General features: G+C 55.4%; 20 protein-coding genes. 17 read left to right on the top strand and 3 right to left on the bottom strand.

From position 1 onward, the window contains the following. From JWQ61_RS14215 to JWQ61_RS14200, 4 genes are all read left to right on the top strand, one after another. Positions 1–1,503: hypothetical protein (locus JWQ61_RS14215; RefSeq protein WP_304361099.1), on the top strand; the 1,503-nt coding region annotated here is incomplete at its 5' end. A 210-nt stretch (positions 1,504–1,713) separates the two neighbouring features. Next, positions 1,714–2,547 (top strand): Dam family site-specific DNA-(adenine-N6)-methyltransferase, encoded by an 834-nt coding sequence (locus JWQ61_RS14210; RefSeq protein ID WP_304361098.1) that lies wholly within the window; start codon positions 1,714–1,716, stop codon positions 2,545–2,547. A gap of 6 nt (positions 2,548–2,553) precedes the next feature. Further along, the gene (locus tag JWQ61_RS14205) at positions 2,554–3,186 is read left to right on the top strand and encodes a hypothetical protein (protein ID WP_304361097.1); all 633 of its coding nucleotides are present in this window, start codon (positions 2,554–2,556) and stop codon (positions 3,184–3,186) included. A 2-nt stretch (positions 3,187–3,188) separates the two neighbouring features. After that, complete coding sequence (locus tag JWQ61_RS14200; RefSeq protein WP_304361096.1) at positions 3,189–4,364, top strand: DGQHR domain-containing protein; 1,176 nt, start codon at positions 3,189–3,191, stop codon at positions 4,362–4,364. A 50-nt stretch (positions 4,365–4,414) separates the two neighbouring features. On the opposite strand, the gene JWQ61_RS14195 is transcribed toward JWQ61_RS14200, so the two are convergent. Then, a complete protein-coding gene (locus JWQ61_RS14195; protein ID WP_304361095.1) occupies positions 4,415–5,503 on the bottom strand; it encodes a GIY-YIG nuclease family protein in 1,089 nt (362 codons plus the stop codon). Positions 5,504–5,631: 128 nt separating this feature from the next. Next, positions 5,632–6,300, bottom strand: a complete 669-nt coding sequence (locus tag JWQ61_RS14190) for a hypothetical protein (protein WP_304361094.1) — start codon at positions 6,298–6,300, stop codon at positions 5,632–5,634. Positions 6,301–6,466: 166 nt separating this feature from the next. On the opposite strand from JWQ61_RS14190, the gene JWQ61_RS14185 reads away from it, so the two are divergent. From JWQ61_RS14185 to JWQ61_RS14135, 11 genes are all read left to right on the top strand, one after another. After that, positions 6,467–6,754: a hypothetical protein gene (locus JWQ61_RS14185; RefSeq protein ID WP_304361093.1), complete on the top strand. Its 288-nt coding sequence runs from the start codon at positions 6,467–6,469 to the stop codon at positions 6,752–6,754. A 1-nt stretch (position 6,755) separates the two neighbouring features. Beyond that, positions 6,756–8,192 carry a hypothetical protein gene (locus JWQ61_RS14180; RefSeq protein WP_304361092.1) on the top strand — a complete coding sequence of 479 codons (1,437 nt, stop codon included), beginning with the start codon at positions 6,756–6,758 and terminating at the stop codon, positions 8,190–8,192. Then, a complete protein-coding gene (locus JWQ61_RS14175; RefSeq protein ID WP_304361091.1) occupies positions 8,192–8,836 on the top strand; it encodes a hypothetical protein in 645 nt (214 codons plus the stop codon). Before JWQ61_RS14180 ends, JWQ61_RS14175 begins: the two co-directional genes overlap by 1 nt. A gap of 14 nt (positions 8,837–8,850) precedes the next feature. Further along, positions 8,851–9,681, top strand: a complete 831-nt coding sequence (locus tag JWQ61_RS14170) for a hypothetical protein (protein ID WP_304361090.1) — start codon at positions 8,851–8,853, stop codon at positions 9,679–9,681. Positions 9,682–9,688: 7 nt separating this feature from the next. Next, positions 9,689–10,471 (top strand): hypothetical protein, encoded by a 783-nt coding sequence (locus JWQ61_RS14165; protein ID WP_304361089.1) that lies wholly within the window; start codon positions 9,689–9,691, stop codon positions 10,469–10,471. After that, the gene (locus JWQ61_RS14160; RefSeq protein WP_304361088.1) at positions 10,468–10,935 is read left to right on the top strand and encodes a hypothetical protein; all 468 of its coding nucleotides are present in this window, start codon (positions 10,468–10,470) and stop codon (positions 10,933–10,935) included. The genes JWQ61_RS14165 and JWQ61_RS14160 overlap by 4 nt, the downstream gene beginning before the upstream one ends. Before the next feature lie 92 nt (positions 10,936–11,027). Then, entirely contained in the window at positions 11,028–13,079 is a 2,052-nt protein-coding gene (locus JWQ61_RS14155; RefSeq protein WP_304361087.1) for a hypothetical protein, read from the top strand. Beyond that, the gene (locus JWQ61_RS14150; protein ID WP_304361086.1) at positions 13,079–13,690 is read left to right on the top strand and encodes a tail fiber assembly protein; all 612 of its coding nucleotides are present in this window, start codon (positions 13,079–13,081) and stop codon (positions 13,688–13,690) included. Before JWQ61_RS14155 ends, JWQ61_RS14150 begins: the two co-directional genes overlap by 1 nt. After that, positions 13,687–13,986, top strand: coding sequence for a hypothetical protein (locus JWQ61_RS14145; protein WP_304361085.1), 300 nt, complete (start codon positions 13,687–13,689; stop codon positions 13,984–13,986). The genes JWQ61_RS14150 and JWQ61_RS14145 overlap by 4 nt, the downstream gene beginning before the upstream one ends. After that, the gene (locus JWQ61_RS14140) at positions 13,986–14,984 is read left to right on the top strand and encodes a hypothetical protein (RefSeq protein WP_304361084.1); all 999 of its coding nucleotides are present in this window, start codon (positions 13,986–13,988) and stop codon (positions 14,982–14,984) included. The genes JWQ61_RS14145 and JWQ61_RS14140 overlap by 1 nt, the downstream gene beginning before the upstream one ends. 2 nt (positions 14,985–14,986) lie before the next feature. Then, complete coding sequence (locus tag JWQ61_RS14135) at positions 14,987–15,490, top strand: hypothetical protein (protein ID WP_304361083.1); 504 nt, start codon at positions 14,987–14,989, stop codon at positions 15,488–15,490. Between the two features lie 9 nt (positions 15,491–15,499). Here the strand turns inward: JWQ61_RS14135 and JWQ61_RS14130 are convergent, their stop codons facing one another. Further along, the gene (locus JWQ61_RS14130) at positions 15,500–16,213 is read right to left on the bottom strand and encodes a response regulator transcription factor (RefSeq protein ID WP_304361082.1); all 714 of its coding nucleotides are present in this window, start codon (positions 16,211–16,213) and stop codon (positions 15,500–15,502) included. A gap of 198 nt (positions 16,214–16,411) precedes the next feature. On the opposite strand from JWQ61_RS14130, the gene JWQ61_RS14125 reads away from it, so the two are divergent. Together JWQ61_RS14125 and JWQ61_RS14120 are read left to right on the top strand one after the other, a co-directional pair. Next, positions 16,412–18,931 (top strand): hypothetical protein, encoded by a 2,520-nt coding sequence (locus tag JWQ61_RS14125; RefSeq protein WP_304361081.1) that lies wholly within the window; start codon positions 16,412–16,414, stop codon positions 18,929–18,931. A 5-nt stretch (positions 18,932–18,936) separates the two neighbouring features. Further along, positions 18,937–25,785 carry an SNF2-related protein gene (locus JWQ61_RS14120; protein ID WP_304361080.1) on the top strand — a complete coding sequence of 2,283 codons (6,849 nt, stop codon included), beginning with the start codon at positions 18,937–18,939 and terminating at the stop codon, positions 25,783–25,785. Positions 25,786–25,796: the final 11 nt, after the last annotated feature.

Genomic DNA, 25,796 nt, shown 5'->3' with positions numbered 1-25,796 from the left:
GTAGAGCGGTATCAGTTCGACCCGCTGCGCTTCGCCGTCGAGGTATGCGGCGTATCGCCCAGCGCGGACCAGATTGACTTGTATCAGGCCATGGAGCCCATGGATGCCAAGGTCAGTGTGGTGTCCGGCACATCCACTGGGAAGACGAACTCGTTCGGCCGTATCGCGCTCTGGCACCTGCTGTGCTATCCCTATGCGGTCTACGACGGCAAGCTTGAGATTGGCTCCAATACCTACATCGGCGCGCCGAACCTGCAGCAGGTCGCAGACGGGGTATGGAAGGAAATGCAGGACTCGAAGATTGCTATGGCGAACGGTCCCCATGCCTGGCTGTGCGATTATTTCGTCATCACGAAGACCCGCGTGTATGTGACCGGCTTCGAAGAACAATGGTTTGTTGGTCGGGTCGCGCTTGCCAAGGGGCAGTCCGTTGGTATCGCCGGTAAGCACCGCTGGGCGCAGCTGATTATTGTCGATGAGGCCGCCGGCGTGAGCGACGACCATTTCGACGTGATCGACGGCACCCAGACGCAGCCATGTAACCGGACGCTGATCGCCTCCCAGGGCGTCCGCAGCAGTGGCAGGCACCATGCCTCCCACCACAAGCTGTCGGTGCGCAATGGCGGTTCCTGGCATGCGTTGCGCTTCAATTCGGAGCGCTCACCATTCGCGACGACCAAATGGCTCAAGGAGCGCGAGAAGGAGAGTGGTGGCCGGGATTCGGTGGAGTATCAGATCCGCGTGCTGGGCCTGTTCCCCGAGCAGTCAGAGCGCTTCCTGCTTGGCCGCAGCCAGGTGGAGAAGCTGGTTGGCGCTGAACGTACGATCAGCGCCGGTGAGCCTTACGGCAACCTGTTCATTATCGACGTGGCCGCCGGCGTGTTCCGCGACAAGACCGTCGGCACCTACGCGCGGGTGATCGGCAACGGCGACCGCATCGATGCGGATCCGCGGCGTGTGGACATCATGGACGTGCCGATTTTCTCGAGCGCCCTGGACTGGCAGCACATCGCCGGCGAAGTATTCCATTACACGCAGCGCCTGTCCAACTGCACCATCCTGGTCGACGTCGGCGGCCAAGGTATCCAGTTCGCCAAGATGCTCGAAAACCTCGGTTGCCCCAACGTCGTCAAGATCAACTGGGGCAATCCATGCTTCAAGAAGAAAAATAAGGATCGCTTCTTCAACCTCCGGGCGCAATGTTCAGTGCTGGCCGCCGAGGCCGTGAAGGACGCACGGATCACGTTCTCCAGCCAACACGTCCAGGACCTGCTCGATCAGGCGTCCAAGATCCCCTATTTCTTCGATGAAAAGGCCCGCTATCACATTGAACCCAAGGACAAAATGAAGGAAGAGGGTATTCCGTCGCCTGATCTGTGGGATACAGTCTGCATGGCTTTCTTGGAGAGCGCTCATTACATTGGAAATGATGACGATTACGCCGATCTATCCGGCGTGAACGCGGCGCGTAGGGCTGCGGCAGATGCGTTTGCCGAAGCCTAGATTTAGCTTATTTATTCATTGTGATGAATTACAAAAATCACATATCTATCAATAGAATAAATTGATAATTACTAATTTCGCAATTAATGATGCGAAATATTGTCAAAAAGTACCAAAAATTTCTGAAATGAAGTAAGATCGGCCCCCATGGCTGCGCAAAAAATAAACTTTTAGTAACAGCCGATCCGGGCGCCCAACCTAATACGCCAAATGACCGCTACAGCCATAATTCAAGCCACGACTCAGCCACTCACGCCATTCCTTAAATGGGCCGGCGGAAAACGCTGGCTTGCCGAACACGTGCTCGACCTGATTCCCGATGATTTTTCAACATACTACGAGCCTTTCCTTGGCAGTGGAGCAATCTTCTTTTCACTCCAGCCGAAGGCCGCAGTGCTGTCTGACTTAAACGCAGACCTTATTAACGCGTATGCGAGTATCCGAGACGATGCTGAAAAAGTGAATACTGTTCTGCGGCATCATCATCGCCAGCACACTAAGGATTATTACTACGAGGTGCGGGCCAAGATCATGCGTGCGCAGCACACGCGTGCGGCACAATTCATTTACTTGAACCGGACGTGCTGGAATGGCCTTTACCGCGTGAACCTTGCCGGTGATTTTAATGTCCCGATTGGTACCAAAACCAAGGTCATCTTAGATACTGACGACTTTCCAGCTACCGCTGAACTGCTTAGCCGCACCGAATTATATTGCCGTGACTTCGAGGCAACTATTAACCTCGCTGGCCGGAACGACGTGATCTTTGCTGATCCTCCTTACACGATCCACCATAATCACAACGGCTTTATCAAGTACAACGAGAACATCTTCTCGTGGCAAGATCAAATCCGCTTGCGCGATGCCTTAGTGCGTGCGGCTGCGCGCGGTGCCAAGGTCATTATGACTAATGCAAACCACGAAAGCGTTCAAGCCCTGTACAACGAAGGCTTTTCGCTGACGCCCGTATCACGTATGAGCGTCATTGCTGGATCCTCATCCGCCAGAAAGGCCTATGAGGAATTACTTATCGTATCCACCTAAAGAACCATGAGCCTATCTAAAGTTCGCGCGGTTTTTGCGCACGTCCTCAAGAAAGTTATAGACTTTCTGCTTTCGTCGTTGCGACAGCTTCCGCTCGTTGGAGGGTTGGCTGATTGTACCGGTCGCGACCATAAGTTGGCTGTGAGAGAATTCTTCCTCGCCTTGGTATTTTCCACTACGACTTTCTGGATTACCGTGGTCATCATGAGCGTACTAGTCGTTTACTCATCGACAAGCACCTTCGACTTGATTTTGAAGACCGTATCGAACGGTGAGCTTCTGATCTTTTCGGTATCCTTTGCTGCCCCGATCTTACTTGTCGCGGCGCAGGATCGCTCAGGAAAAGTGCCTTTTCCAGGAGCTATTTGGCATGTCGTCGCACTGTGGGTCTTTGCCATAGTTGCGGCGATTATATCCGGATTGCTGAAAGTTCAAACTGTGGCACCAAACATCAATTTGGGCCTCAACATGGGGGCAGTAAAGAGTATGTCCTATTATGTTTTTGCTGTCGCTCTATTCTTGCGTTATACAACCGTGGTCTACCAAAAGATGCTGGCGACTGCCGATGCATCGGGGCCGAAGCAGGATAAAGTCTTCGCCGATCGGTGGGTCGCGCACGCAGAGAACAAAGGGCAATAGTCATGAAACAACAAACCATCCTGACCGAGAAATTCGAAGAGTCCATTCCCTGCCTAAAGCTGCGCCAGCCCATTGGTGATTTCTTTATTGCGACCATTGACGCAAAGACACTCTGCCAAATTACCTATTCTGACGTGCGCCGCATGGAACAGGAGGATCGCCAGTTTGAGCAGTATTTGGGCATTCAGCGCCCACTATCTCCAACGCGAGTGAAAGAAATCGGACAGTATGTCAATACGGTAGATGCATGCTTTCCAACGGCTATCATCCTGGCCATCGATGGTAGGTATGTGGAGTACATCGAAAGCGAAAATCGAATGATCTTGCGCAATTTCACTGACGAAGAAAGCGAAAACGAAAATCTCGAGTCAACGCGTATTGCTCAGGTGCTCGACGGTCAGCACCGCATTGCCGGCTTGCAGGCCTACGGCGGAGAGCAATTTGATGTAAACGTAAGCATCTTTGTGGACATGGACGTTGAAAGCCAAGCGTACGTTTTCTCGACGGTGAACCTGGCGCAAACTAAGGTTAATAAGAGTTTGGTGTATGACTTGTTTGAGTTGTCGAAGGCGCGTAGCCCACAAAAAACCTGTCACCAGATAGCCGTCGCGCTCAATTCTTACGACAAGAGCCCGTTTTATTCGAAGATCAAACGGCTTGGTACTGCGACTGAGGGGAAGTTCACAGAGACGCTCACCCAGGCGACATTCGTTGAGGCGCTCATTGGTTATCTTACGGATGATAAAGTTCTCGACCGTGATTTATATCGTCGGCACAAGAAGCCAAAACTGGAAGAGTCCAAGGCGGACAAGCTTATCTTCCGTTCATTGTTCATTCAGGAACGAGATCTGGAAATTACTGACATTATCTTTAACTACTTCACGGCCGTCGCAGAACGTTGGCCAACTGCATGGCTCACCGGCGGCGAAGGCTTGATCTTGAATAAGACAAACGGCTTTCGAGCACTGATGCGATTTTTGAAGCCAGTCTATTTAGATCTGCGCTGGAAGGGCGACATTACCTCAAAAGCGGACTTCCTAACGGTGCTCAAGAAGATCGATATACATGACGATGATTTCACAGTTGATCGTTTCAATCCTGGTACGAGCGGCGAATCGAATCTATTCAAAACCTTTATGACCCAATCTGGGTTAGACGGAAATCATAAGCTTTTCTAGCGGAAATTAGTAAGCAGGAAGCGTTACCGTTCCATCAGGTTGATCGCCGGTCAACGTCGCAACAGGTAGCGCATTTGCGGTAGCAGAATACCTGTGAACTCGTCATAACGACGGTCGCGCTCTGCGGGCAACTCACGCAGCCACTGTTCGATTCTCGCTACCTGCGCGCTTGTGGCCAACGGCACAAATGCTGTCCATCCGAGTAGAAACAGGTGATGGAATGGCGGGCCGTTCCGGCGTCTGCGCGCCATTGCGCCACCTAGCACGCAGAACGCATCTTGGCAATTGGAAGCCGCGGGTCGGTTGCCACGGAAGCTGAGCAGGACCGGCAAGATTCCTTTTTCATCCCAGAATGCACCTTCCAGTGCGGCATCGAAATCGCTGTGCCAAAATCGGTATCGCGTCAATCCGTACAAGGCCGAAAACAATTCATCGCGCAGGCTGGGGGACGGCGATTCGTAGTACAGCAGGGCCAGCGTCAGTATATTTTCAAGTGCCACGTGCCAACTGCCCTGTAGCTCATAGCTGCTGCGGTTCAGGGCGGCTCGCTGGACACGTTCCCATTGACCTTGGCGCACCAGCGCCGCGTCCACCTCTGCCTGATCAAGCATGCAGTACTGCCCACCTCGCACGTGCTGGCGACCGAACTGTTCCATGGTCTGGACCGTCAGGGCATCTTCGATGCGCGCGGCCTCGCTATCCGATGTCAAATCGGTGTTAGCGCAGCGCATCACTCGCAGGGGGTGGTGCTGGGCTGTCCATTGCGAGCCTACTCCGGAATGATGTTGTTTGAATCGAGCCTCGACATTGCGCGTCATTCCGACGTAGAAATTGTTATTCGCCAGTTCGAGCACGTAGAGCCACAACGTGGCAGGGTTCGAGCGCACGGAGAGCTTGGCAGGTTCGATGGCGCCGGGATTTCGGCGTGCTAGTCCTATCGCTAGGAATTCCTGCGCTTGCGCGATGTCAATGGTCTGACCGAGGATGGATCGCTTCCATCCCTTGGGAGCTGGCCAGCCGACGCTGAGCAGGCAGAGTTGTTCACGGGTCCAGCCTCCGCGCGCACTGGCGCCAGAGCGCAGAAACTCTTCGGTGATCTGTATGGTAGCGCGTGAATGTTCGTTTTGATCTTCTGTCATTCTATGCCCTCACAGTTGGCATAATTATCCAAAATCTAAGCGTCGTCGCAGGGCGTGTATAGGAGGCGGAGCAGACGGCGACAGCGGGGCCGCATCAGGATTGGAGATAGCGCGCCAGGCCGCCCAGCTTAGTGCTGCACTTGAGTATTCGCGCCTAATTCGGCAGCACATGAATTGTTAATTTGGCATTTGTTGACTGGACGCCAAGGGCCATCCGGCATCTTGGTGTCGAGCAGATATAAGCTTACTATGCCGGCATAGTAGCTTCCTGGCACGCCAGGAAAGGCTAGCTTCTCACCATCCTTGAGGATGCCGTCATACAGCGTATGTGTAGTTCCACTTTGAGGGGTGAGCGTAATCAAGGTTCTACCCGAAGCCCGACACGAAATGTTTACGATGGCGTTGGTGTAAGAATCGCGTTCTCCACCATCAAATGGCCTCTTGAAGGAGTCTCCCTCAGGTCGTTTGCATCGCGCCGGCCAAAAAGTCGCACTTATTCCTTCGGCCGATCTCTCCTTATTGACGTTGGGAGGGATGAAGAACTGCAGAGAAACCGCAATGAGCTTGTCATCAGGCATCGGGAACAGGTGATCTTGCATTTGTTTCCAACCTGCAGCCAAGGTGGGCTTGATAAAGCTGGTGAGTGCGCCGGTATACGCTTCCACTAGAACACCTCCAGTGGACGCCACAATAGCCACCGTTGCAGCGCCGAACATTCTCTTCCACCAAATGCGTTCTGGCTGTTGCGCGACGGTTTCCGACTCCGGCCTTGGGGTATTCGTTTTTTTCGCCATCATTTCCACCTATGCAAGCTGTTGATTTCAACACATCAGGTCTATACGTCGTACGGTAAATGTTGATTTACAGGCAAATAATAGCAGTCTGAACACATTTCCATTAGATCTCTGATCAGTAGGAAAACCCCCTTATCTCACCCTCGGCGATGGCCCTATCATCATCGCCATGACACCGACAATCACCGCCCAAGACATTCAAGCCATGGTCAGCCACTGGCTGAGTACGCCACCTAACGGCTATCTCGGTTCCGACTATGGCGCTGATCCCCAGTCGTTGCTGCAAAATCCCATGGCCGCCGGCATCGGCGATGCTTTCATCGGCAAGATGCGCGAGGACGTGCCGGCGCTGGAGGCGATGCCGGCTGGCGCCGTGAATGTCTTCTACGTGGATGCGCTGCCGGATCGCCGCGAGTTGATTGTTGACGTCGCCGGCTGGCAGGAGCGCGTGAGCTGACATGGCCTATTCCAAAGAAGATTTTGATCGGGTGATCGTCAATTCCGTCTCGCAGTTCCCTGAGCTGGCGGCGTTGTACCAGGTGGGCGATCCGCGGCTGCTGCAGGCGCAATCTGCCATTGCGCAGATGATGGCGATGATGTCGCAGCAGATCGAGCTTGGCGCGATGGAGCCCTTTGACAAGGTGCGAGATTCGACTGTGCTGGCTGATGCCTCGCTGAAGGGCCTGATGCCGATGGCAACGCCGGCGCGCGTGAAGGTGAAAGTTGAGAATCCTACCAATGCTGCGTTTTCCATTGGCGCCGGTCGCGGCCTGCTGGATTCGAGCGGCCGCATGTACGTTGCCGACTCGCCGGTGACGGTGTCGGCCGGCGGCGTGGGGCATGCTGAGTTGATGCAAAAGCAGGTTCGCGCCATTGAGCATACTGTGACCTTCTCGCAGCCGTTCTATAAGATTGAGGTGCCGCAGCCCAGCGATGGGCGCTTTATCAGCGGCATCTCAGTCGCCGATGCGGCCGGAACACCGTATACATATAGTGTGGAATTTACGAATGTTGCCAATGGCGACAAGGTATTCCATGTGGAATGCGACGAATACCGGCGCTTGTTTGTCGTCTTTGGATACGCTGGCTATGTCGGCTTTCAACCCAGCGTCGGCGAGATTCTCACCCTGACTGTATATGAGACCACCGGGGACGTGCGGCCGGACGCCGGCAGCCCCTTTGCCCTGGATTATGCGATAGCGCCGCAAGACGGCCTCATTAAAATCACGATGGACTCGCTATTGATTCCGGGCGCCGCGCCTATTGATATTGCGACGCTGCGAGAGCTCTGCAAATACCCGTCCGCCTATGATCAGACGGCGGTGTACCTGGGTGAGTTTGATTTCCTGGTTCGCCGCAATATCGCCGGTTTGAAATTCCTCTCGATCTGGAATGAAACGATTGAAGAGTTGGTACGCGGGTCGAGCCTGGACAATATCAACCGGCTGTTCGTCTCTTTTGTTCCACCCGATGGCGCCACGCGCGAATCGATCGAACAAGAGATTGTGCGCGTCATCAAAGCCGCCGACGACTCCTATCGCATCGTGTTCATCACTCCAGCCATTCTTGCTATCGGTATGACCATCGTCGCCGAGGTAGCGCGTATTCATGATGCCGTTGCTGTTAAAAAGCAGATTCTGGATGTACTGCTGAAGGAATACGGTGAGAAGGCTGTGCCAATTCGCGCCGGCATGCTGGTGGTGAAATACAAGGCGATCTACGCGCTGCTCAAGAACAACGTTCAGGCGTTGCAGGATTCGGGGAGTGATTTTTCAGTGACGATTACACCGATGCAAGGTAAGCAGCTGCCTGAACATTTCCGCTACATGACGCCGGATAGCCTGCACGTCTCCGTGACTTTGGCCAATTACAACCTTGGTTCCTGGGGCCAGTAATGGGCGTCGACAGCAGAATCCCATCGCTTGCGCCGCTCCAGCACAGCCACGATGCCAATGCGCTGGAAGCTGAGCTAAAGCAGCTTGTCCTGTTTCTGTTCGAGACCCACTTGCGGGATGCTGAGCGAGAGTTAAACGTCTACGGCGTGCCGCACCTGGGTTCCTTGCCCTTGATCGAGCGGCACGTCAAACGGGAGGGGCTGGCGCTGATTCGTACCGAAGAGCCGGCCATGCGCTATCTCTATAAAGCCTGGCGCGCGCGCAATCCCAAGCGGGGATTGCATTTCCTTCGGATGTATCTGCAACTGCTCTGGCCGAATGGCTGGATTGTCGAGCAGCTTTGGCAGGATAAGAACAAGTCCTATCCAACGGCCTTGAGCAGTGCTAGCAGCATTGGCAGCGCAGATCCTAGCGCTACCCATTATCTGACCAGCCGGATCCGGGTGTCGATCGATGATGAAGGAGAAATGGGAATGAATATTCCGATGGTGGCGCCCGCATTGCGCGCGGTGATTGCCGCCAAGTATGTGCTGCAGCTATCGCTGCTAAAGCGCTTTGAGAATGAGATAGGTCTTTTTAACGGCGCCATGGCGCAGCAATTTTATCGAGCTGAAGGCGAAGTGTTGCTGCCTTCACCGCACTGACAGGAGAGAGTAGGATGCGAACAGGTGTGATTCAGTACAACCTCAATGAGCGCGGTCGCGAACTGACGGGGAAGCCGCGGCAATTCAATATCGGCAAGGTAGCCGCTTTTATCAATGGTGCCAGGACGCAGGAGCGAATTCAAAAGCGCGACATGTTTGGTTATTACGGCCATTGGCCGCGCGTCAAATTTGGCATGATGCCTCCGGAAGGTGGGATTTATCAGGGTAAACTGGTCAAGTTGGAGCCTGCCATTGCGACGGTGCATCTGAAGGCCTTCCCAGATGGCACCATCGAGCATGAGGAAGAGTTCCTGGAGACGGATGCTGGCCGTACCGCGCAAAAGATGTTCGAAAGCAAAAAGGGTGGCTTCTCGTCTGCATTGAGCGAGGTCGAAGGGCGCTTCTTTGGCTTCGATTACGTCAATGAGCCCAACTTCGATGACAACCGCGGCTACGTGTTGGATGCGGCAAGCGCAGATGACGGTGGCGCGATTCTGGACGATGCTGTGATTGCCGACTACAACCAGAATCTGCACGGCATGCTGGCGCTGCTGGACAGCGCACAAGCCAGTTTAGGGGATGCTCGGGCAGATCATGAGCGTGCGCTGACGGTCATTGCCAGACTGGAGGAGGAAAACGAGCAATACCTCGCTATGCTGGTCGGTAGACAGGCCACGTTGGATTCGGCTGGATCGCTTCCCATGATGGTCAGCAAGGCCGGGTTGAATGCGATGCGCGCAGATGCTGCTGAATTCAAACGGGCGATCTTGCCTGGCATCATTGTGCCGGATCAGCCAGAGGGTCGAGGTGTCGACAATCTGGTCAATCGCCTGCTGCGCCGCTGAGGATCCCATGCTTGAATTGAAAGAAGCCTTTGGCCGGTACATGGGACGCTATTACGTCTCGCTCACGCCAACCACCAGGGCGATGAAGTCATTTGCTGAGCGGGGAATCAGTAAGAGCATCGTCTGGGCGCCGGATCGGATGATTGACCAGGTGCAGGACATGCTAGCCACCTGGCGCAAGAACGACAATGACGGCGGGCCGGGCAGCAGCGCCCATCTGCCGGTCATGATTGTGGCGACTGGCAAGGATTATTCGCCGGTGTTGGGGGATTTTTCTCGGCAAGTACCGGAGTCGGAGTGGGTGACGCTGCCAGGAGATCCGCACAATCGGATTTTTCAGCTGCGGCAGATGCAGGGCGAACGCCGTGCCCAGATTGTCATTTGCGCCGCCGAGGATGAGACGGCACGCAGCATGGCCGCCCAGTTCACTTTGTTTATTGCTGCGGTCGTCAATCGCCGGTTTGATGCGACATACCGCTTTGCCGGCATCAATCATCAATGGCCGGTGATGCTAGAGGCGACTGACGTGCCGGCCATGAATATCGACTCTGGCCAGAAGAACCTGACGATCTTGGCGATCGATCTGACGCTGAAAGAGACGATTCCATTGTTTTCTGAGCCAAAGGCGGGGGAACCGAACGACGGGAAGGGCGATGGCAGTGCCGATAATCCGCATGGCTATCCGGCAGTAGGGAAAGTGGTCTCGCACGACTTGGTGCAGAACGTCCATAGTCATGTTGTTGATGGTGCGCCAGATGTGTCCTGGCATCATGGGACGCCGAAACTATGAAGATTCAAGCCTCGATCTCCGGCTATGGAATGGCGCCCGCGACTGTGTATTCCTTCTACGAGGCGGAATCGGACATATTGCTGGTCAGTAAAGAGGCGGCATACCGCGCCGACCGTTTCAGCGATGCGATTCTGATCGGTGGCGTCGGCCTGGCCGAACGGGACTGCTTGTTTACTGATGTCGACTTCATGGACGCCATCGAAGAGTTTTTCATTCGCTCTAATGGCAAAACACTGATGATTGACGACAAGGCCGCGCGCTGTGATCCACGTCAGAAGCTGGAACCGGACGGCATGAGCGATTTTGGCAAGCGTCTGTACCGCGTGTCGCCGGATATCACGTGTGGGCAGGTGGCGGTGCTGGCGACGGCGCTATATGTCAAGAAGGCGTTGGGCATCGGCAGCGCGATGGAAATGCAAGACTGGTTTCTCGAGGCTGGGCAGGGCGGGTTCATCACGATCTGAATGGAAAACATCACCAATAGTAGGGAACGGCGTAGCAGAAAATAGCACCAACATTTTCAGCTACGGCGGTCATCAAGATCGCTCTCCATCCGATGAGCTCCCAAATCAAGACGCAACCAAGAACGATTAGCCCGACCCTCACCGGGGCCGGCGTGATGGCCGCGATTAATGTCCCTAAAACCGGGGTTGAGGTTGCCGTCAGCCATATTGCTTTCGGTACGGGTAAATATAGGCCGAATGGCGCCGAAATAGGCTTGCAGCATGAAATGATGCGGGTAGCAATTGCCGGCGGCGGTAAGGTGTCTCCGACGCAGATTCAGGTGCATGCTGAAGCGATCGCGCCCGCTGGATCACCATTCTGGTGTGGTGAAATCGGCTTTTATGCTGGCGACACTCTGTTCGCGGTCTACAGCAAGTCGGATCAGCCCATTCTGTATTTTGCAGATGACAGTGTTACCACTGTCTCTTACACGCTGGGCTTAACCGCACTACCGTCTGATTCAGTGTCGGTGTTGGTCGATCCGAACGTTAATACGGCAATTCAATTGATTGGTGCACACGAGACTGCCGGCGATCCTCATCCGCAATATCTAACTCAGGTACGTGGCGATAGCCGGTATTACCGCAAGCTGCCAGCGTATACCAATAGCGATACCGACTGCGACATTCTGCTGGAAACAGGCGTGCGCGATGTCTCGGTAGCCAATGATCGCGGCGTCATCGCGGCCACCAGACTGCCGATGGGCGCCGATGGTTACGGCACCTTGACCACCGAGAACGGCGGTCAGTTCGTGCAGCAGGTCTATGCAGAGGCCACGATTGCCCACCGCACCTGGGAACGTACCGGCTACCTGGGCGCCAATAATCCCTTTGAGGGCCATGACTGGAAACTGCTCTGGGATGCCGCGACGTTTGATCCAGGCGCCAAGCAAGACAAGCTAGGGTTTACGCCGATCCAGCAAGGCACCGGTATTGGTCAAACGGCGAATGCCGTCAAGGTTGGCTGGTCAGATGGCGCAGGGCTAAAGGCCACGGTCGACAAAACGGACATGGGTAGCTTTGTGTTTGGGGACCGGTCAATTCGCATTAATTGGAAAGGTCTTGCCGGGCAACCGTCCGGGCTGTTGGGCGGTGCCGCCGCCGGCGACGTCAACCTGTATGACCCTTTGAATTTCGACGTCAATTCGGCGCAGAAAGCCAATTCGGTGACCAACGGCGCCGACTGGATGAAATTTATGTGGGGCGATTCAGGTGGACAAACCGCCTGGGTATGGGGCAGCGACGGCCCGACCAGCGCCCGACTGATGACGACCAATAATCTGCGGGTGGGTTATGCCCGCACTGCTGGTATCGCCGACATAGTTGCCTCCAGGGACACCCGCGCCAGCAACTACGCGCCCCAGGATCGCAATGTCGGCGCCTACTTCGACATGAAGAGCAACGCCGCTGCCGGTTTGAATGATGGCGGCTCATATCACGGCGCCATGACCTTTCGCCCTTGGGGCGAAGGCGTGGATTTCAGCGGCGGTAACGCACATCAGTTTGGATTTACCGACAGTAACAATGTCTGGTATCGGTCCGGCAAGGGGACGACCTGGAGCGGCTGGAGCAAGTTCTGGCATTCCGGTAATTTCGATCCCGGCAGCAAAGTCAACGGCGCCGGCATCGCCCTGGCATGGTCCGGCATGGGTGGCCAGCCCTCCTGGCTTCTCGGCGGCAATGCGCCAGGTGATGTACGCGTCTACAACCCGTCTAACTTCAACGTCAGCTATGCCAATAGCGCCAACTATGCGACCAGTGCAGGTAACGCCGATAAATGGGCTGGTATGCCGCTACGGTACGCGGAGAATCCGCTGGGCAATCAGCCTTATTACATTCTGGCCATCGAAGCCGGTCACAACGAGTTCTCTATCTACAACCGCACCGCGCTGGCGGTCGGCTCCGCCGTCAATGCCGTCTATGCGAACCAACTGACCGGTCCGGGATTACAAAACCAAAGCATTGGCGGGTACATCCTGAACAAGAACTGGACTTCTCCTGAGGTCGCCGGCGCGTGGGAACCGCGCGGCTATGCCTACGACTTCGGGTCGGGCGGCGATGGCGGCGGCGGCACACGAACGGCTTTATGGCAAAGGGTAGCGTAATGGAAATGATAGAAAAACCAATGGAGTTGGTGTCAGAAAATGGGCAACATGAAGAGATCACGGCAGAGACGGAATTGCCTATTATTGTCGATCCTATGCCCATCCCAGCGTCGAAAGTTGTGGTGCCACCACAACTGCCAGCGCCAGCAATTGCGCTAGAACAGGTCGATCCGTTCGCATATTCCGAGATCAAAAATATCGTACGGCTTCCAAATGGATATCGATGTTCGGTCAAATTTGATGCCAGGGATGACTATTTGACTTTCTTAGCATGCGAAGATGATATTGAGATACACGGACGTGCAATTTATGCCGAGTGTAAGTCTGGTAAGCGCGGACCGGCACCGGACTATTTTCCAACTCATACCGAGCTCTTGGATGCGGCGCTATCACGTATTGCGCGTGAGCTGCGTCGCGCCAATGACCAGGTAACCAAGTATCAGGACCGAGTCGATGTGGAGGTGGCCAGTGATGACGATGTTATCGCGCTCAAAGCGTGGAAAAAATATCGGGTGAATTTGAACCGCGTTCCGGAGCAAACGCATTTTCCACATCCCGTCGTTTGGCCGGTTGCACCTGATGACGCCAGCACTGCATTGGTTTCAGCATGAGCGTCAACAAGAACACGGCATCGACAGCGATATTTTATCGCCAGGTGCGAGATTTTGTGGAAAAAACACCGGTATGGGGTATGGCGATCCGCTATCAGTCCAAGCCCGACGAGCGCTTTGATATGACCTTGATCTCCCGGCGCGTCTATGGGCGTCCGGATGAGTTCCTGGTGGTGATGGCGGCGGCCGGCCTGGATTCTGTCGAGCAGGAATTGCCGGAGCAATTGCTGGTGCTGCCGACGGAGTCTCAGCTGCTGGCGCTGAAGACGACTGCGCGGTTTGGGAGCTTCGGCTAATGGCAAACATCAATAGCGCGAAATTGGCCGCAGTACTGGGCATTCGCGGTTCAGCGAAGGCTGCGGATCAGCTCCGAAAGGCCGATGCGGAGCGTCGTGCCAAGGCAGTCAATCTCCTCCGTCCGCATGAGGTCAAAGGCGAATATAGCGCGGAACGCCTGTTACTGACTTCTTTGGGTGGTGAGGTGCGACTGATTACCAACGATGACTTGGTGGTCTTTAGGAAGAACGCCAAGACGCTCGGCAGCAAGCTCAAGCCAGGCTTAACGGCGCAGCAAATTATCAATCTGTCGTTACCGGAGGACCGGGAGCGGGCCAATGAGCAGATCAGGATGGCTGTGCCGACGGGAACGAACAGGGGAGATATTCGGTTTGTGACAGACGCTTCGCCTGACTCGGATGTCACCCGGCATTATGTCTCGGTGGAGATCATGAATTTCGATGCGGCGGTAGCGTCGCCGACAGATCCCAAGGCACTGGCTAAATGGCTCGTCAAGGACAGCCCCTTGAAGTTTGAATGCGACTGCGGCCGTTTTACCTACTGGTATCGCTATATCGCCACTGTGGGCGGCTTCGTCAAAGGCCGGCAGGAAGCCGCCTATCCCAAATTGCGGAATCCTAGGCTTAGCGGCGTGGCTTGCAAGCATGCGCTGCGCGTGATGAAAGAATTCAGCAGCAGCTTGGCCGTGCGAGGGATCGTGGCTGGCATGGTGGAGCGCGGACAAAAGGGCGCTATCAAACAGTCAGCGGTGATTGCGCAAACCAAGGCACGCGAGATCGCTGCAGCACAAGCGCGCAAAAATCGCGCTATCCACGTCAAGCAACCGAGAAAATCTTCCGCAAGTCTGAAGAGTGCCGTGATGGCTGCAGCAAAGAAGGCGGATAAGGCGGCAGGCATGGCGGTTATTGAGGCACAAAAGACACTCCAAAAACTCAAGGATGCCGGCCAGCTCTCCCAAGCGGACTTTAACGTGATCACAATGAAATTGAAGGGCTAATCATGTTACATAGCGTTCCAACGCAAATCAACAAGGCGGCGCGTAGCGTCACGTTGCGCCATCCGAACGGCATTCCATGTCACGCTTTTCGACAACGCGTATTGCGTCACGCAGACGGCAGCATGGGTGGTATGCCGACGCTGGGTGGTCTCGGCGTGTTGGATTCGTCAGACGAGCCGGATGTAGAATGGGACCTGTTGGGTGACGCCAAGTTGCTGATTGTCGAGAATTTCCAGCCATCGACGGTGGTTACCCGTGGCGATGCGTTGGATAACGCCGAGCCGCAAATTGTCGCGCTGATCGAGGCATTGAGGCCGGTGGAGGATCCCGCGCACTTTACGGCAAAGACCAAGGACGTGCTGTACATCCTGCTGCATGCGAAGGTAAAAATCGCCTATGAAATTGTGGCGATTGATGGCGACATCAATATTGCACCGTATAACAGAAAATACATACTGAACAAGCGTGATGACCTGACTTATATCGACGGATTTAAAGCCGAATAATTCAAAACGTTAGGCCAATTGGAGTGTGTCGTCCTTGGAATTTAGTTGCTCCAAGCGGTATCCATAGCTATATACGGGAGCCAGTCGATATCCGTTTTCTGGTCGTAAGTGTAACTTGCTTCGCAAGCGCGAGACGTGCGTGTCCATTGTTCGTGAAGGAATTTCGATGTCACGCGACCATATTTTTTCGAGAATATAGGCACGTGAGAGCGGGCGACCGAGGTTGTAAAAGAATAGCAACGCAAGATCAAATTCCTTTTGCGTTATTTCAATCGATTCGCCAGCAACGGTGATGCGAATGGCATTTGTCTCGAACAAATAGTCATTAAATACGATTTGTTCGCTCGAATTTTTGACCGGATATGCACGTCGCAGCAAGGCTTGAGTACGCGCGACCAGTTCGGAATGCCGGATTGGCTTTGTCATATAGTCGTCAGCGCCGGCAGTTAGACCTTCGACGATATCGTCTTCGCCTGTGCGGCTCGTCATGAATAATACCGGAAGAGTTTTAGATAATTTTTCTCGCACCCAGCGCAATACGTCCATCCCGCTTAAGTCGGGAACCTGCCAATCCAGAATGAGCATGTCGTAGCTTTCTCGATGCAGCTCTTTCAATATCTCTTTTCCGCTTTGAAATGCATGACAATTGTGTCCTTTACTTTCCAGTATTTGACAAACAAAGTTGAGTTGAGAGAGGTCATCGTCAAGAATAGCAATTCTCATAATCATCCCAGATACGTTGTACTGATATAGTAGTGCAAAATAGAAATGTTGAGAATGTTTTAGCTCATTTTGAACTAAAAACAACGACGATAAATTCAGCCAATAAACGTTACAATTTCTTCGCCTTATCTTCGCTGGAAAACACTCCTAAAATCGCTCTCCCGTTACCCCTATCATGCACTGCAATGAAGGGGGTACATGGACGAATTCACGCGCATCGAAGCCGACGCCCATCGTGGCGCAATGGGGCACAACAATCTGCCGGAGCCGACTCAGGCGCAGAAACTGGCGAGTAATTACAAAGTAGGTAGAACAACCCTTCACGGCATGGCCGTCGCCATCGAGCAGCCGCGCGGATCGTTTCGCTCCGGCGTCGATGCTGCCGGCCGGCCATGGCAGAACAGAATGTCAGCGCATTACGGCTATCTCGTTGGTACGACTGGCAATGATGGAGACGCGCTGGACGTATTCATCGGCTATTACCCAGAATCCCGAGCCGCTTTTGTGATTAACCAGGTCGATCAGCAGGCAGGTGCGTTTGATGAGCACAAAATCATGCTGGGCTTTCCGGATGCGCAATCGGCATTCTGCGCCTATCTGGAAAGCTATCACCGAGGCTGGCAAGGGCTGGGTGACATCGTCCCGATTCCCATTTCTCAACTCAAATGGTGGGCCAAGCATGGCAACCACACCAAGCCGATCAACGCGGCGTCTCTTCCAATTTTAGGGTACGACAACATGAAAAAAGTAATGTGGGACGGTGAGTCTCCCATTGGCAATACCTATGACGGGCTGCTGTACGACATTCGGCGCCACGATGATGACGGGTTGATGTACGACCCGTTGAGCGTGACGGATATTCTGGATGATGCGGAAGGTGTCTATACCTTCGATGCGCTGGTGACGCCATTTGCGAAGCTTGAGCGCAAGATGCAGATCCTGCAAAACGTCATGGAGCGCACTGGCGGCACTGTCAAGCCGGTCGCCATGCAGATCACCGAACCGTTCAAGCAGCGGGGAACGGCCAATGTAGCGGTGGTCTACGAACTGTCGGATGGGCAGACGCTCAGTATCTTCTTTCACAATCCGGATGTGACGCCGCAAAAGATCACGCCAACGGACGATCTCATTTCCTGGAAGTGGATGCTCAACAAGAAGGACGTGACAATTGTTGCTGCCCCTGAGCGTGGCGTTGATCTGAACGTGCGCGAGGTGGCAAATCGCCTGATGCGCTTAGCCGAACGGAATTCGGCCACGTTCCAGCGCGCCAATGCGAAGCGCTCTGCGCGCATGCAGGCGATTGACGCATTGAAGACAGCGATCACGGAAAAAGAAGCTACCTTGGCACGGTTGCAGCGCGAGCTGGAAGTCAGGCGCGTCGAGAAGGAGTCTACGCCCAGTGTTCCGGATAGTATCAGCACCACGCCGGCGGCACCTATCGCTGATCCTGTCGCTGAGCCGATCACTGAGCCAGCTTCGGAATCAGCCCCTGAACCAATTGTCGTGGTTGCGACACCGCCCGAACCTGTCGCGGATCCTGTTTCGGTCGAGACGGGCGACATTACACCGGAAGAGATCGTGGCGCCACCGGCCGTTGAAGCGCCGGAGGGGAACAATCCAATTTCCGAAGTGGTATTGCCGCTGGCGGCCGCCGATCTTGTTCCCGCTATCCCTGCGGTTGTGACAGTTGATCCAGTTGCCGAAACCGATCCGGCTGTTGTCGCACCTGCGGCGGTGGCGGATCCCGCAGGCGATCAAGCCGACGATGGCGACTATTACCCCCTATCCGAAAACATCGCCGAGGCTTCCGCGCGCTGGCGTGCCGCGACCAATGGAGCTGGAACGATTGAGCCCTATATGCAAAAGGTCATTGAAGCCGTTCAACGTGCGTTAGATGCCGGCAAGTTCTATACCACCGACGTCCTGGCGTCCGTGATTACGGATTTTGGTAGCTATTTGCGTCCCGGCGACACGGAGGTCGGTAAAGGCGAAGTTGAGGGTGGAATTTTTGGTATGGAGGTCTACTACGCTCGGGAATTCATTCGTAATCAGAGCGCGCGCAAGGCGCTGGCCGATGCCGAGGGCAAGTTGAACCTCCGGGTGGGCACTACATTGGGCACGCTGGTCTTCAACGATTTTAAGGTTAATACCAATTGCGTGGTGGATGCCATTGACGGCGCGACGATCACCGTCGCCGGTAAGCGCGGCAAATATGTCGTCAAGCTGGAAACGAACGCCTTGGGCATTCAGTATGCATTGGAGCGGGCTTTTTCGAAGGGTAAGCGAAAATCGGCTGAGCTAGTGGCGCCAATGGCCGCCACCGCACCGGAAGCGGCTGTAGAAGAACCAACGCCAGTTCCAGAGTCGCAGCCGGTGACCGAATTGCCAATCGTTGCCGAAGCCGAAGCCGTTCCAGCGCCGGTGGAAGTTACCCAAGAGGCGGTCGCTGAACCTGCCGTGGTAAATGAGCCGACGCCGGTTGAACAATCCGCGCCCGCAATTCCTGAGCTGCCAGCCGAAATGACGGCAGACGAAGCATTCCTGCAGTCTGTGATCGACGGCCAGGTCGACATCTTTGATCCGGCGCTGTCGACCAATATCGAAGCCATCCTGACGCGCAATCCCGACGACGCCGAGATCCTTGCGAAATGGCAGCGTGCCGTTTCTACCTATACCGCCGCCATGATGGCAGCAGCCTCCCAAACACTGAGCAATTGAACACCATGAACCAAGTATTAGATGTACGTGCTGTAGAAACAAGTGAAATGATCGATGCGCCTGTGGTTCTTGATGCGGCGTTTCAGCAAGCCTGGGAGGGGCAGCGTAGCGTTGTTCCCGTGGACGCTGAATTCGTCACCCAGTTTATCTCTGGCCGGCAGATCCAATATCGCAATGCGTCGGCGGCAGACGCGCCTTACGAATACGCAAGCTATGCGTTTCGCGATGGCAGTGGATTTGTCACCGTTCAAGACACATCAGGCGGCGAACTGTCGACAATCGAGGTGCGTGCGGTCGACGTGCCGGAATATCTCCAGGGCTTGACCGACCCGAGCGTGGTTGAAGGGGCGTTGCTGGATGACGCCGGCTCGCTGACCACGTTACGCTTGACTGCCGAGCTGGGTAGCCTGGTGGTGCAATACAGCAAGCTCAAGGGCAGCGATCAAGTATCGGATCAACTCACTATGCTGAAGCTGGCCGCGCGCGTCAGCGAGATTATGGCGCTGCTGGGCCGGGCGCAGTTGTCCGACGCTGCGGCAGGTACCGATACGTCGTCCTATTTTGAGTTCGATGAGCACATCAAACCGTCCGCGCGCCAGAAGAAGAATAAGGCAGCCCTGGCGTTGCTCAAGCAGATTGATGCTGGCCAGATCGATACCGAGGCATTGAGCGCGGAACAAAAAACCATCCTGGCCGGGTATTCCGGTAATGGCGGCGGCATGACGGGCGCTGATGGCAAGACCGGAAGCCAATACGAGTATTACACCCCGAAGCCGCTTGCCGAGGGTGTCTGGTCGTTGATGGCTGATATGGGTTTTACGGGCGGCAAGGTGCTCGATCCCGCTGCCGGCACCGGCATTTTCGGGGCAACCTCGCCGCAGCATGCCGTGATCGATGCGGTGGAGCTGGACGCAACCTCTGGTCGCGTCAATCAGCTGGTCAATGGCAGCGCGCGCAATCACGTCACGGTCAGCGCCTTCGAAGCCGTGGCCGCCAATACGCCGGACGAGATCTATGATGCGGTCGTGACCAATGTGCCGTTTGGCGACAATGCCGCGCGCGGAAAAGAAAAGCTCAAGGATCCTCGCTATCAAAGCGAATCACTGGAAGCGTACTTTATCCTGCGTTCCTTAGAGAAACTGCGCCCGCGCGGTCTGGCCTGTTTCATCACCAGTAAAGCCTTTGTCAGCAGTGTCGGCGAGCAGAAGCTGCGTTACAAGGCATCGTTGAAGGCTGAATTCATGGGTGCATATCGCTTGCCCAACAAGATGTTCGATGCGACGGGCGCCGATGTGACTACCGACGTGATTGTGTTCCGCAAATATAGCAACGAGGCCGCCGAGAAGATCGAGGAACTGCAGCAGCAGGATCCTGATAAATTGCACGAGGCCGGTGTGCTGTGGGACGAATTTCTGGCCGGCGGCTACTTTAAGGGCGCTGGCCGGCGTTTCATGCTGGGCGAAATCACCGTGGACAAGGGGCGTTTCGGCGAGGTCGAGAAGGTTGTCAGCGATGACAGCATCGGAAACATCTCGAAGTTGCTGCGACGCTTTGGCGAGTCGCGCATCGATTGGGACAGTTTGAACGCGACGCCGACGCTGCCCATCAGTTACAGCGATGGTGACGCCATTGCGGTCGCTGGCCGTACGATGGTCTATCAGAACGGCGTGTTTGCGCCAGTGAAACAGTCGCCGGCAGACGCCGAGATGGTCGATATGGCCGATCGCTTGTATTCGCCGCTGCGTGCCGTCACTCAGGCCGCTACATGGAATGATGCCAGTCGTCTATATGCCTACATGATCGAGAAGGCGGATTATCAGGGTATGCCAGCATGGGTCAAGGATTGCGTCGTCGGTATCGACAATGCGGTCAATCTGAGCGAACAGGCGGCGGTATTCGATGTCCTTAAAACAGCGCTGGCACTGCGGGACGTCGTTAATCAGCATGCGCCTGAAGAGCCATTTAACTATGCCGAGGTCTATCCGCAACTGGGCGAGGCGATCAAGGGCCAGGTCAAGGGCGCCAAGGTCGTGCCGTCCAGTGTGCCGAAAGCGTTGCGCGATGCTGCAGCACTCCTGGGCATTTGGTACAACGTCAAGATCCGCGCCTTCAGCAATCGCTGGATGGGAACTTCCCTGGCCGAAGTAGCGGTCGCTGAGCTGGCACCCACCCAGAAATACGAGCGGGCCAAGTACGAGCATGCAGACGACGCCGGCTTTATCGCGCTGGCACACTTGAAAGACGTGCTGGGCAGTGACTTCGACCCGATGGGCGGCGACGCCTGGTGTATTTCGCCGGACGGCCAGAGCGCCATGTCCGCCGAAGATTATTATGCGGGCAACTACGCCGATTTCTTGAAGCGAAATACGGCGGAAATTGAGGCGGTGACGGATCCCGCCATCCGCGACAAGCTGGTGCGCCAGCGGCAGGCCGCCGATGAGCGCCTGGTCAAGCCCGATGTGACGGCGCTGACGATGAACCTGGCGACGCCATTTGTCGAGATCGAACGTAAGGCCGAGTTCTTGCGCAAGTATCTGCATCCGGGCTTTGCCGTCGTGTCTAGCGCGGACGGGCCGGTGATCGGCTTCGAGGGTACGAAGGGCAAGATGGCGGATGAGGATTTCCGCAACCTGAAACGTTATGCCGAATACGTCAAGAGCGGCGGCCTCAGCACCCGTACCAAGCAGGAAGACAAGGCCATCGATTCGACCCTGGAGCCGGTGCGCATCGAGCGCCTAAAACAGCTCATTACCCAGACCAATCAGAAGTTTGACGCCTGGACGAAAGCCAATACCAGCATCCAGGCTAGCCTGAAGTCGCAGTTCGAACGTCCTGATAATCTGTTCTTCCGCGAGGTGGACGATACGACGCCGCTGGAAATTCCCGGCTTAAACCCCGCATTTCAACCGCATGGTTACCAGAATGCCACGATTCGCCGGTATGCCAAGCGTATGGGTGGGATCTTGGGCTTCGACGTCGGCCTGGGTAAAACGTTTACCTCATTGACGACCATGCAGCACATCCAGAGTATCGGTGTGAAGAAGAAAACCTTCTTTGTGGTCCCTAACTCAACCTTGACCAACTGGCAGAAGGAAACCAAGAGCTGCTACGCGTCGACCGAGGATTGCCTGTTTGTCGGCTTGGAGACAGCCGCCGACGGTTCCGCACAATTGAATTCTGGTAACTACGCGCGTGACCTCAATATTGTTCTGGAAAACCGCCATCGCAAGATCTTTATGACGCTGGAAGCGTTCGCCATGATTCCAATGCGCACTGCCACGCTGGAAGACTACGAAAGCCATTTGAAGCAGCACGACGCTTCCTATGACGGCGATGAGACGAAGAGCAAGGCCGCCTCAATCATCAAGGAAGGCAAGCTGGCCGGCGTCACCAAGTCCGGCGGCAAGGGTTCGGCAGCGGTGCCGTTCTTCGAAGACATGGGCGTGGATTCGCTGGTGTTCGATGAGGGACATACGATGAAGAACAGCAAGACCACAGTGGATTTCAAGGGCGCCAAGTTCCTGTCGGCGCCAGTGACCTCTGACCGCGGCCTCGATGCGCAGATCAAAACTTGGTATGTGCGTGGTAAAAGCAAGCTGGGCGACGGCGTGTTGGTGCTCACAGCCACGCCGATCACGAACAGCCCGCTGGAAATCTACGCGATGCTGACGCTGGCGGTGGGCGAGCAGGAAGTCAATCGGCGCATGGGCGGCGTGTGCGGGGCTGATGCTTTCATGGAAGCGTTCTGCGACATCACGGAAGAAGAAACGACATCCCTTGCCGGGACGGAGCGTCTGTCGCGCGTATTCCGTGGCTTGCAAAATACGGCATTACTGCGCGATGTGCTGGGGCAGATTGCCAACATCAAGACGGCGAAAGAGGTGGATTTGTCGATCCCAGAAGCGCAGGAGCTGCCCACGGCGGTCGAGTTGCCGGAAGCGATGACGGAGGAGCTGAAGCGCATGCAGCGGCTGTATAGCACGGCGTCGCGTCTCGTCCGCGAAAAGCCTGTTTCACCGCACGAACAGGATGAATTGTTTGCTTACCTAAAACAAAGCCGCGAGACGCCGGAGCTGGTGGCGCACCCATTCAATTTTATTAACAAGGTCAGTAAGCTCATTGCGGATCCAGAAACCGCGCGCCAGACTTCGGTCTACTTGTTCCCGGCTTCGCAAGCGGAGATCGCCCAGCAGGCCGTCGATCAGTTCAATGCCAAGAAGGTGACGGAAGAGCGTAATCGGCCTACCTTGATGCAAAGTGACGAGAGTATAGTAAAACGGACGATCAAGAAGGGCGGCGGTGACGGCGATGGCGCTGATGTTGAGGTGCTGACAGTCCGAGTCGTGGCTGCGATCGACGGCGAAAAGATCGTGATCGATACCGAGTCGCAGTCCACCCAAAACGTGTTCCTCAAGATTGCGACCGCCCTCAAATTGGACTTGGATGTCACGATCCCGCCCAAGCTGGCTGCGTTCTTGGGCAACTTCCAGCAGGAGCAGGCTGCACCTAAGGCCGGCGGCAAGGCGAAGCAGTTGGTGTTTTGCGACATGCTGGCGCTGCATAACAAGATCCGCATCATGCTGGGCAAGCGCTGCGGCATTCCGTCCGGCGCAATTGCCATCGTCAATGCCGAGGCGATCAAGGACGCCGGCCAGATGCAGGATGTGCAAGACGGTTTTAATGCGGAAGGCGAACAAAACCGCTTTACGGTCGTGATCGCCAACAAGAAGGCCGAAGTCGGCATCAACCTGCAAAAGGGCACGCAGGCCATCCACCATCTGACCGTTGGTTGGACGCCGGATAGTCTGCATCAGCGCAACGGGCGCGGCGTGCGCCAGGAGAATAAGCTGCAAAGCGTGACGATTTATCATTACGACGCCGACGGTACCTTCGATGAGTACAAGCGCGGCATCGTCAGCAAGAAGGCCGACTGGATCGGCGAGCTGATGTCCGGCAAGGGTAATTCGGTAAAAATTGCTGGCGGCATTTCCAATCAGGATGTGGAGATGCTGGCCGAGGCTGCCGGCAGCGCTGAGGGTATGCGTGCTGTACGCGAAAAAATCGCCAGCCGTGAGGCGGTGGAGCGGCAACGTAGCGCCAAAGACGCACTGACGGCCAACCTCTCGACCATGATGGCGCAGCGGGAAGTCGTGGCGCGCTACCCGACTGTCGGTATCTACCTGGGCGAGCAGGTAGCCGATGCCGCTGAAGCTTATCTGAAGCTGACGGCGGTGAAAGGGCGATATGCACGCTATGCCGACGCCAAGGATCCGGCGCAGACCGCGCGTGCCGCTGAGTTGCTGTCGAAGGCCCAGGCAGTGTATGACCGGATCGCCAATCCGATCAAAGCAAGTATCGCGATTGCCACGGACAGTCGCCTCAAGACACTGGAAGAGGCATTTGGGCAAACTAGCTGGGTAGAGACTGCGCGTGGATCGCAGGTAGTCAAGGGGATCAATCGCAACGGTATTATGAGCAGCGTTGCCAGTTCCGCCGGCGGCAATCGTTATACCTCGTTTCAGTTCGCCGTCGTTGATGAGTCGCCGATTGCGCAAAACTGGGATGCTGAGACGACGACGGCGCGCGTGCTTGCTGATGAATCTGAAGCAAAGGCGCTGAGCCTCTGTGCCGACGCCGGCGTGTCGCTGGGCCGGATTGAACAAGCTAAAACCGGTGAGGCAAAGATTATCCGCAATCAGATCGTCGGTACAGGGGACTTCGTGATTGATCGCAAGAATCGCCTGTGGATTGTGGAAGATGGCAAGACAAGTAGCGTACGTACAATCGATGCCGAAGCGGCGAAGCTCCAGCGCGCGGATGAAAGTATTGTCTTTAGCGGCAATATCATTACCCAGGAACACCCGGATAATGCCATCTACCGTGCCACGGTGTTGCGGGCCGCGGCTGTTGACGACGGGCTGATTACGCGCGGTCAAGGCGGCATGAATGCTGCCACAATCGGGCTTTTGTATTCGGCGTTGAATGCGGATGTGAAAGCCGCCTTGAAGGTGGGGCCGAGGATTAGCGCGCTTCCCGATGAAGTCACTTTACCGGAGCCGATGTTTCCACTCGTGCTGAAACAAGGGGCGGACCAGTCTTTGCCGCTGATTAAGCGTATCGTCGCCGAACAGGAGGGGAAGGTTGAATACGTCACAGATCAGAATGGCAACGTTCGTGTGCTGGTGCCGGACGATGCCACCGTTGAGCGTTACAGCAAGCCGTCGTTAGAGAAAACCGCAAAAATGCTGCTACGGTACGGCATTGCACAAGGGATGAAAGTGAGTGCGGTGGCGCTGAAAGCTTTTCATGACGAAGATGACGCGGACTTGGTTGAGGCGCTGGTGAGAGCGGTCAATGGCGTGATCGGCACGATTGACTACGCCACGATGGTATCCGCCATCGAGGCCGCCACCACGTCGGAGGAATTGGTGTGGTTGTGCAAACAGGCGTATATATCCTATTATGCGGCGCTGGATTGGGACGACCCGGCGATCGACGCGCATTACAGAGAGACGTTTTCAGTATTGGTGAACGCCGCTTATCGTCGTAAATTCCTGGCGCTCACGCAGCCAGCGCCGACGCCGGCTGCCGAGGTGCCTGCCGCGACAGTCACTGATGTAATGCCGCCACTAGAAAAATACGTGGCGATCATCGGCAATACGATGGCATTCAAGGATACGATTAAATCGGTTGCGCTGACGATGGGCTTTAAGGCCATGTTCCGAGGCAAGTGGCCGTCCAGGCAGTTACAGAGCGCACCGGTCAATTCGTGGGTGGTGCCGCGCGAGGTCTATGAAACGATCCTGCGGGACTATGCGGATCAGGTTCGCAGCTACAACATCTCTATTGCTTAATAGGAAATACA

The sequence above is a fragment of the Collimonas fungivorans genome (assembly GCF_028292705.1).
Taxonomy (GTDB): domain Bacteria; phylum Pseudomonadota; class Gammaproteobacteria; order Burkholderiales; family Burkholderiaceae_D; genus Collimonas; species Collimonas fungivorans_B.
The sequence above is the reverse complement of the archived record's forward strand: the minus strand, read 5'-3'. Positions and strand labels throughout refer to the sequence as shown.

Excerpts from the sequence above, each read along its gene's own strand:
- JWQ61_RS14210 (WP_304361098.1), top strand. The coding sequence starts at position 1,714 with ATGACCGCTACAGCCATAATTCAAGCCACGACTCAGCCACTCACGCCA.
- JWQ61_RS14205 (WP_304361097.1), top strand. The coding sequence starts at position 2,554 with ATGAGCCTATCTAAAGTTCGCGCGGTTTTTGCGCACGTCCTCAAGAAA.
- JWQ61_RS14200 (WP_304361096.1), top strand. The coding sequence starts at position 3,189 with ATGAAACAACAAACCATCCTGACCGAGAAATTCGAAGAGTCCATTCCC.
- JWQ61_RS14195 (WP_304361095.1), bottom strand. The coding sequence starts at position 5,503 with ATGACAGAAGATCAAAACGAACATTCACGCGCTACCATACAGATCACC.
- JWQ61_RS14190 (WP_304361094.1), bottom strand. The coding sequence starts at position 6,300 with ATGATGGCGAAAAAAACGAATACCCCAAGGCCGGAGTCGGAAACCGTC.
- JWQ61_RS14185 (WP_304361093.1), top strand. The coding sequence starts at position 6,467 with ATGACACCGACAATCACCGCCCAAGACATTCAAGCCATGGTCAGCCAC.
- JWQ61_RS14180 (WP_304361092.1), top strand. The coding sequence starts at position 6,756 with ATGGCCTATTCCAAAGAAGATTTTGATCGGGTGATCGTCAATTCCGTC.
- JWQ61_RS14175 (WP_304361091.1), top strand. The coding sequence starts at position 8,192 with ATGGGCGTCGACAGCAGAATCCCATCGCTTGCGCCGCTCCAGCACAGC.
- JWQ61_RS14170 (WP_304361090.1), top strand. The coding sequence starts at position 8,851 with ATGCGAACAGGTGTGATTCAGTACAACCTCAATGAGCGCGGTCGCGAA.
- JWQ61_RS14165 (WP_304361089.1), top strand. The coding sequence starts at position 9,689 with ATGCTTGAATTGAAAGAAGCCTTTGGCCGGTACATGGGACGCTATTAC.
- JWQ61_RS14160 (WP_304361088.1), top strand. The coding sequence starts at position 10,468 with ATGAAGATTCAAGCCTCGATCTCCGGCTATGGAATGGCGCCCGCGACT.
- JWQ61_RS14155 (WP_304361087.1), top strand. The coding sequence starts at position 11,028 with ATGAGCTCCCAAATCAAGACGCAACCAAGAACGATTAGCCCGACCCTC.
- JWQ61_RS14150 (WP_304361086.1), top strand. The coding sequence starts at position 13,079 with ATGGAAATGATAGAAAAACCAATGGAGTTGGTGTCAGAAAATGGGCAA.
- JWQ61_RS14145 (WP_304361085.1), top strand. The coding sequence starts at position 13,687 with ATGAGCGTCAACAAGAACACGGCATCGACAGCGATATTTTATCGCCAG.
- JWQ61_RS14140 (WP_304361084.1), top strand. The coding sequence starts at position 13,986 with ATGGCAAACATCAATAGCGCGAAATTGGCCGCAGTACTGGGCATTCGC.
- JWQ61_RS14135 (WP_304361083.1), top strand. The coding sequence starts at position 14,987 with ATGTTACATAGCGTTCCAACGCAAATCAACAAGGCGGCGCGTAGCGTC.
- JWQ61_RS14130 (WP_304361082.1), bottom strand. The coding sequence starts at position 16,213 with ATGAGAATTGCTATTCTTGACGATGACCTCTCTCAACTCAACTTTGTT.
- JWQ61_RS14125 (WP_304361081.1), top strand. The coding sequence starts at position 16,412 with ATGGACGAATTCACGCGCATCGAAGCCGACGCCCATCGTGGCGCAATG.
- JWQ61_RS14120 (WP_304361080.1), top strand. The coding sequence starts at position 18,937 with ATGAACCAAGTATTAGATGTACGTGCTGTAGAAACAAGTGAAATGATC.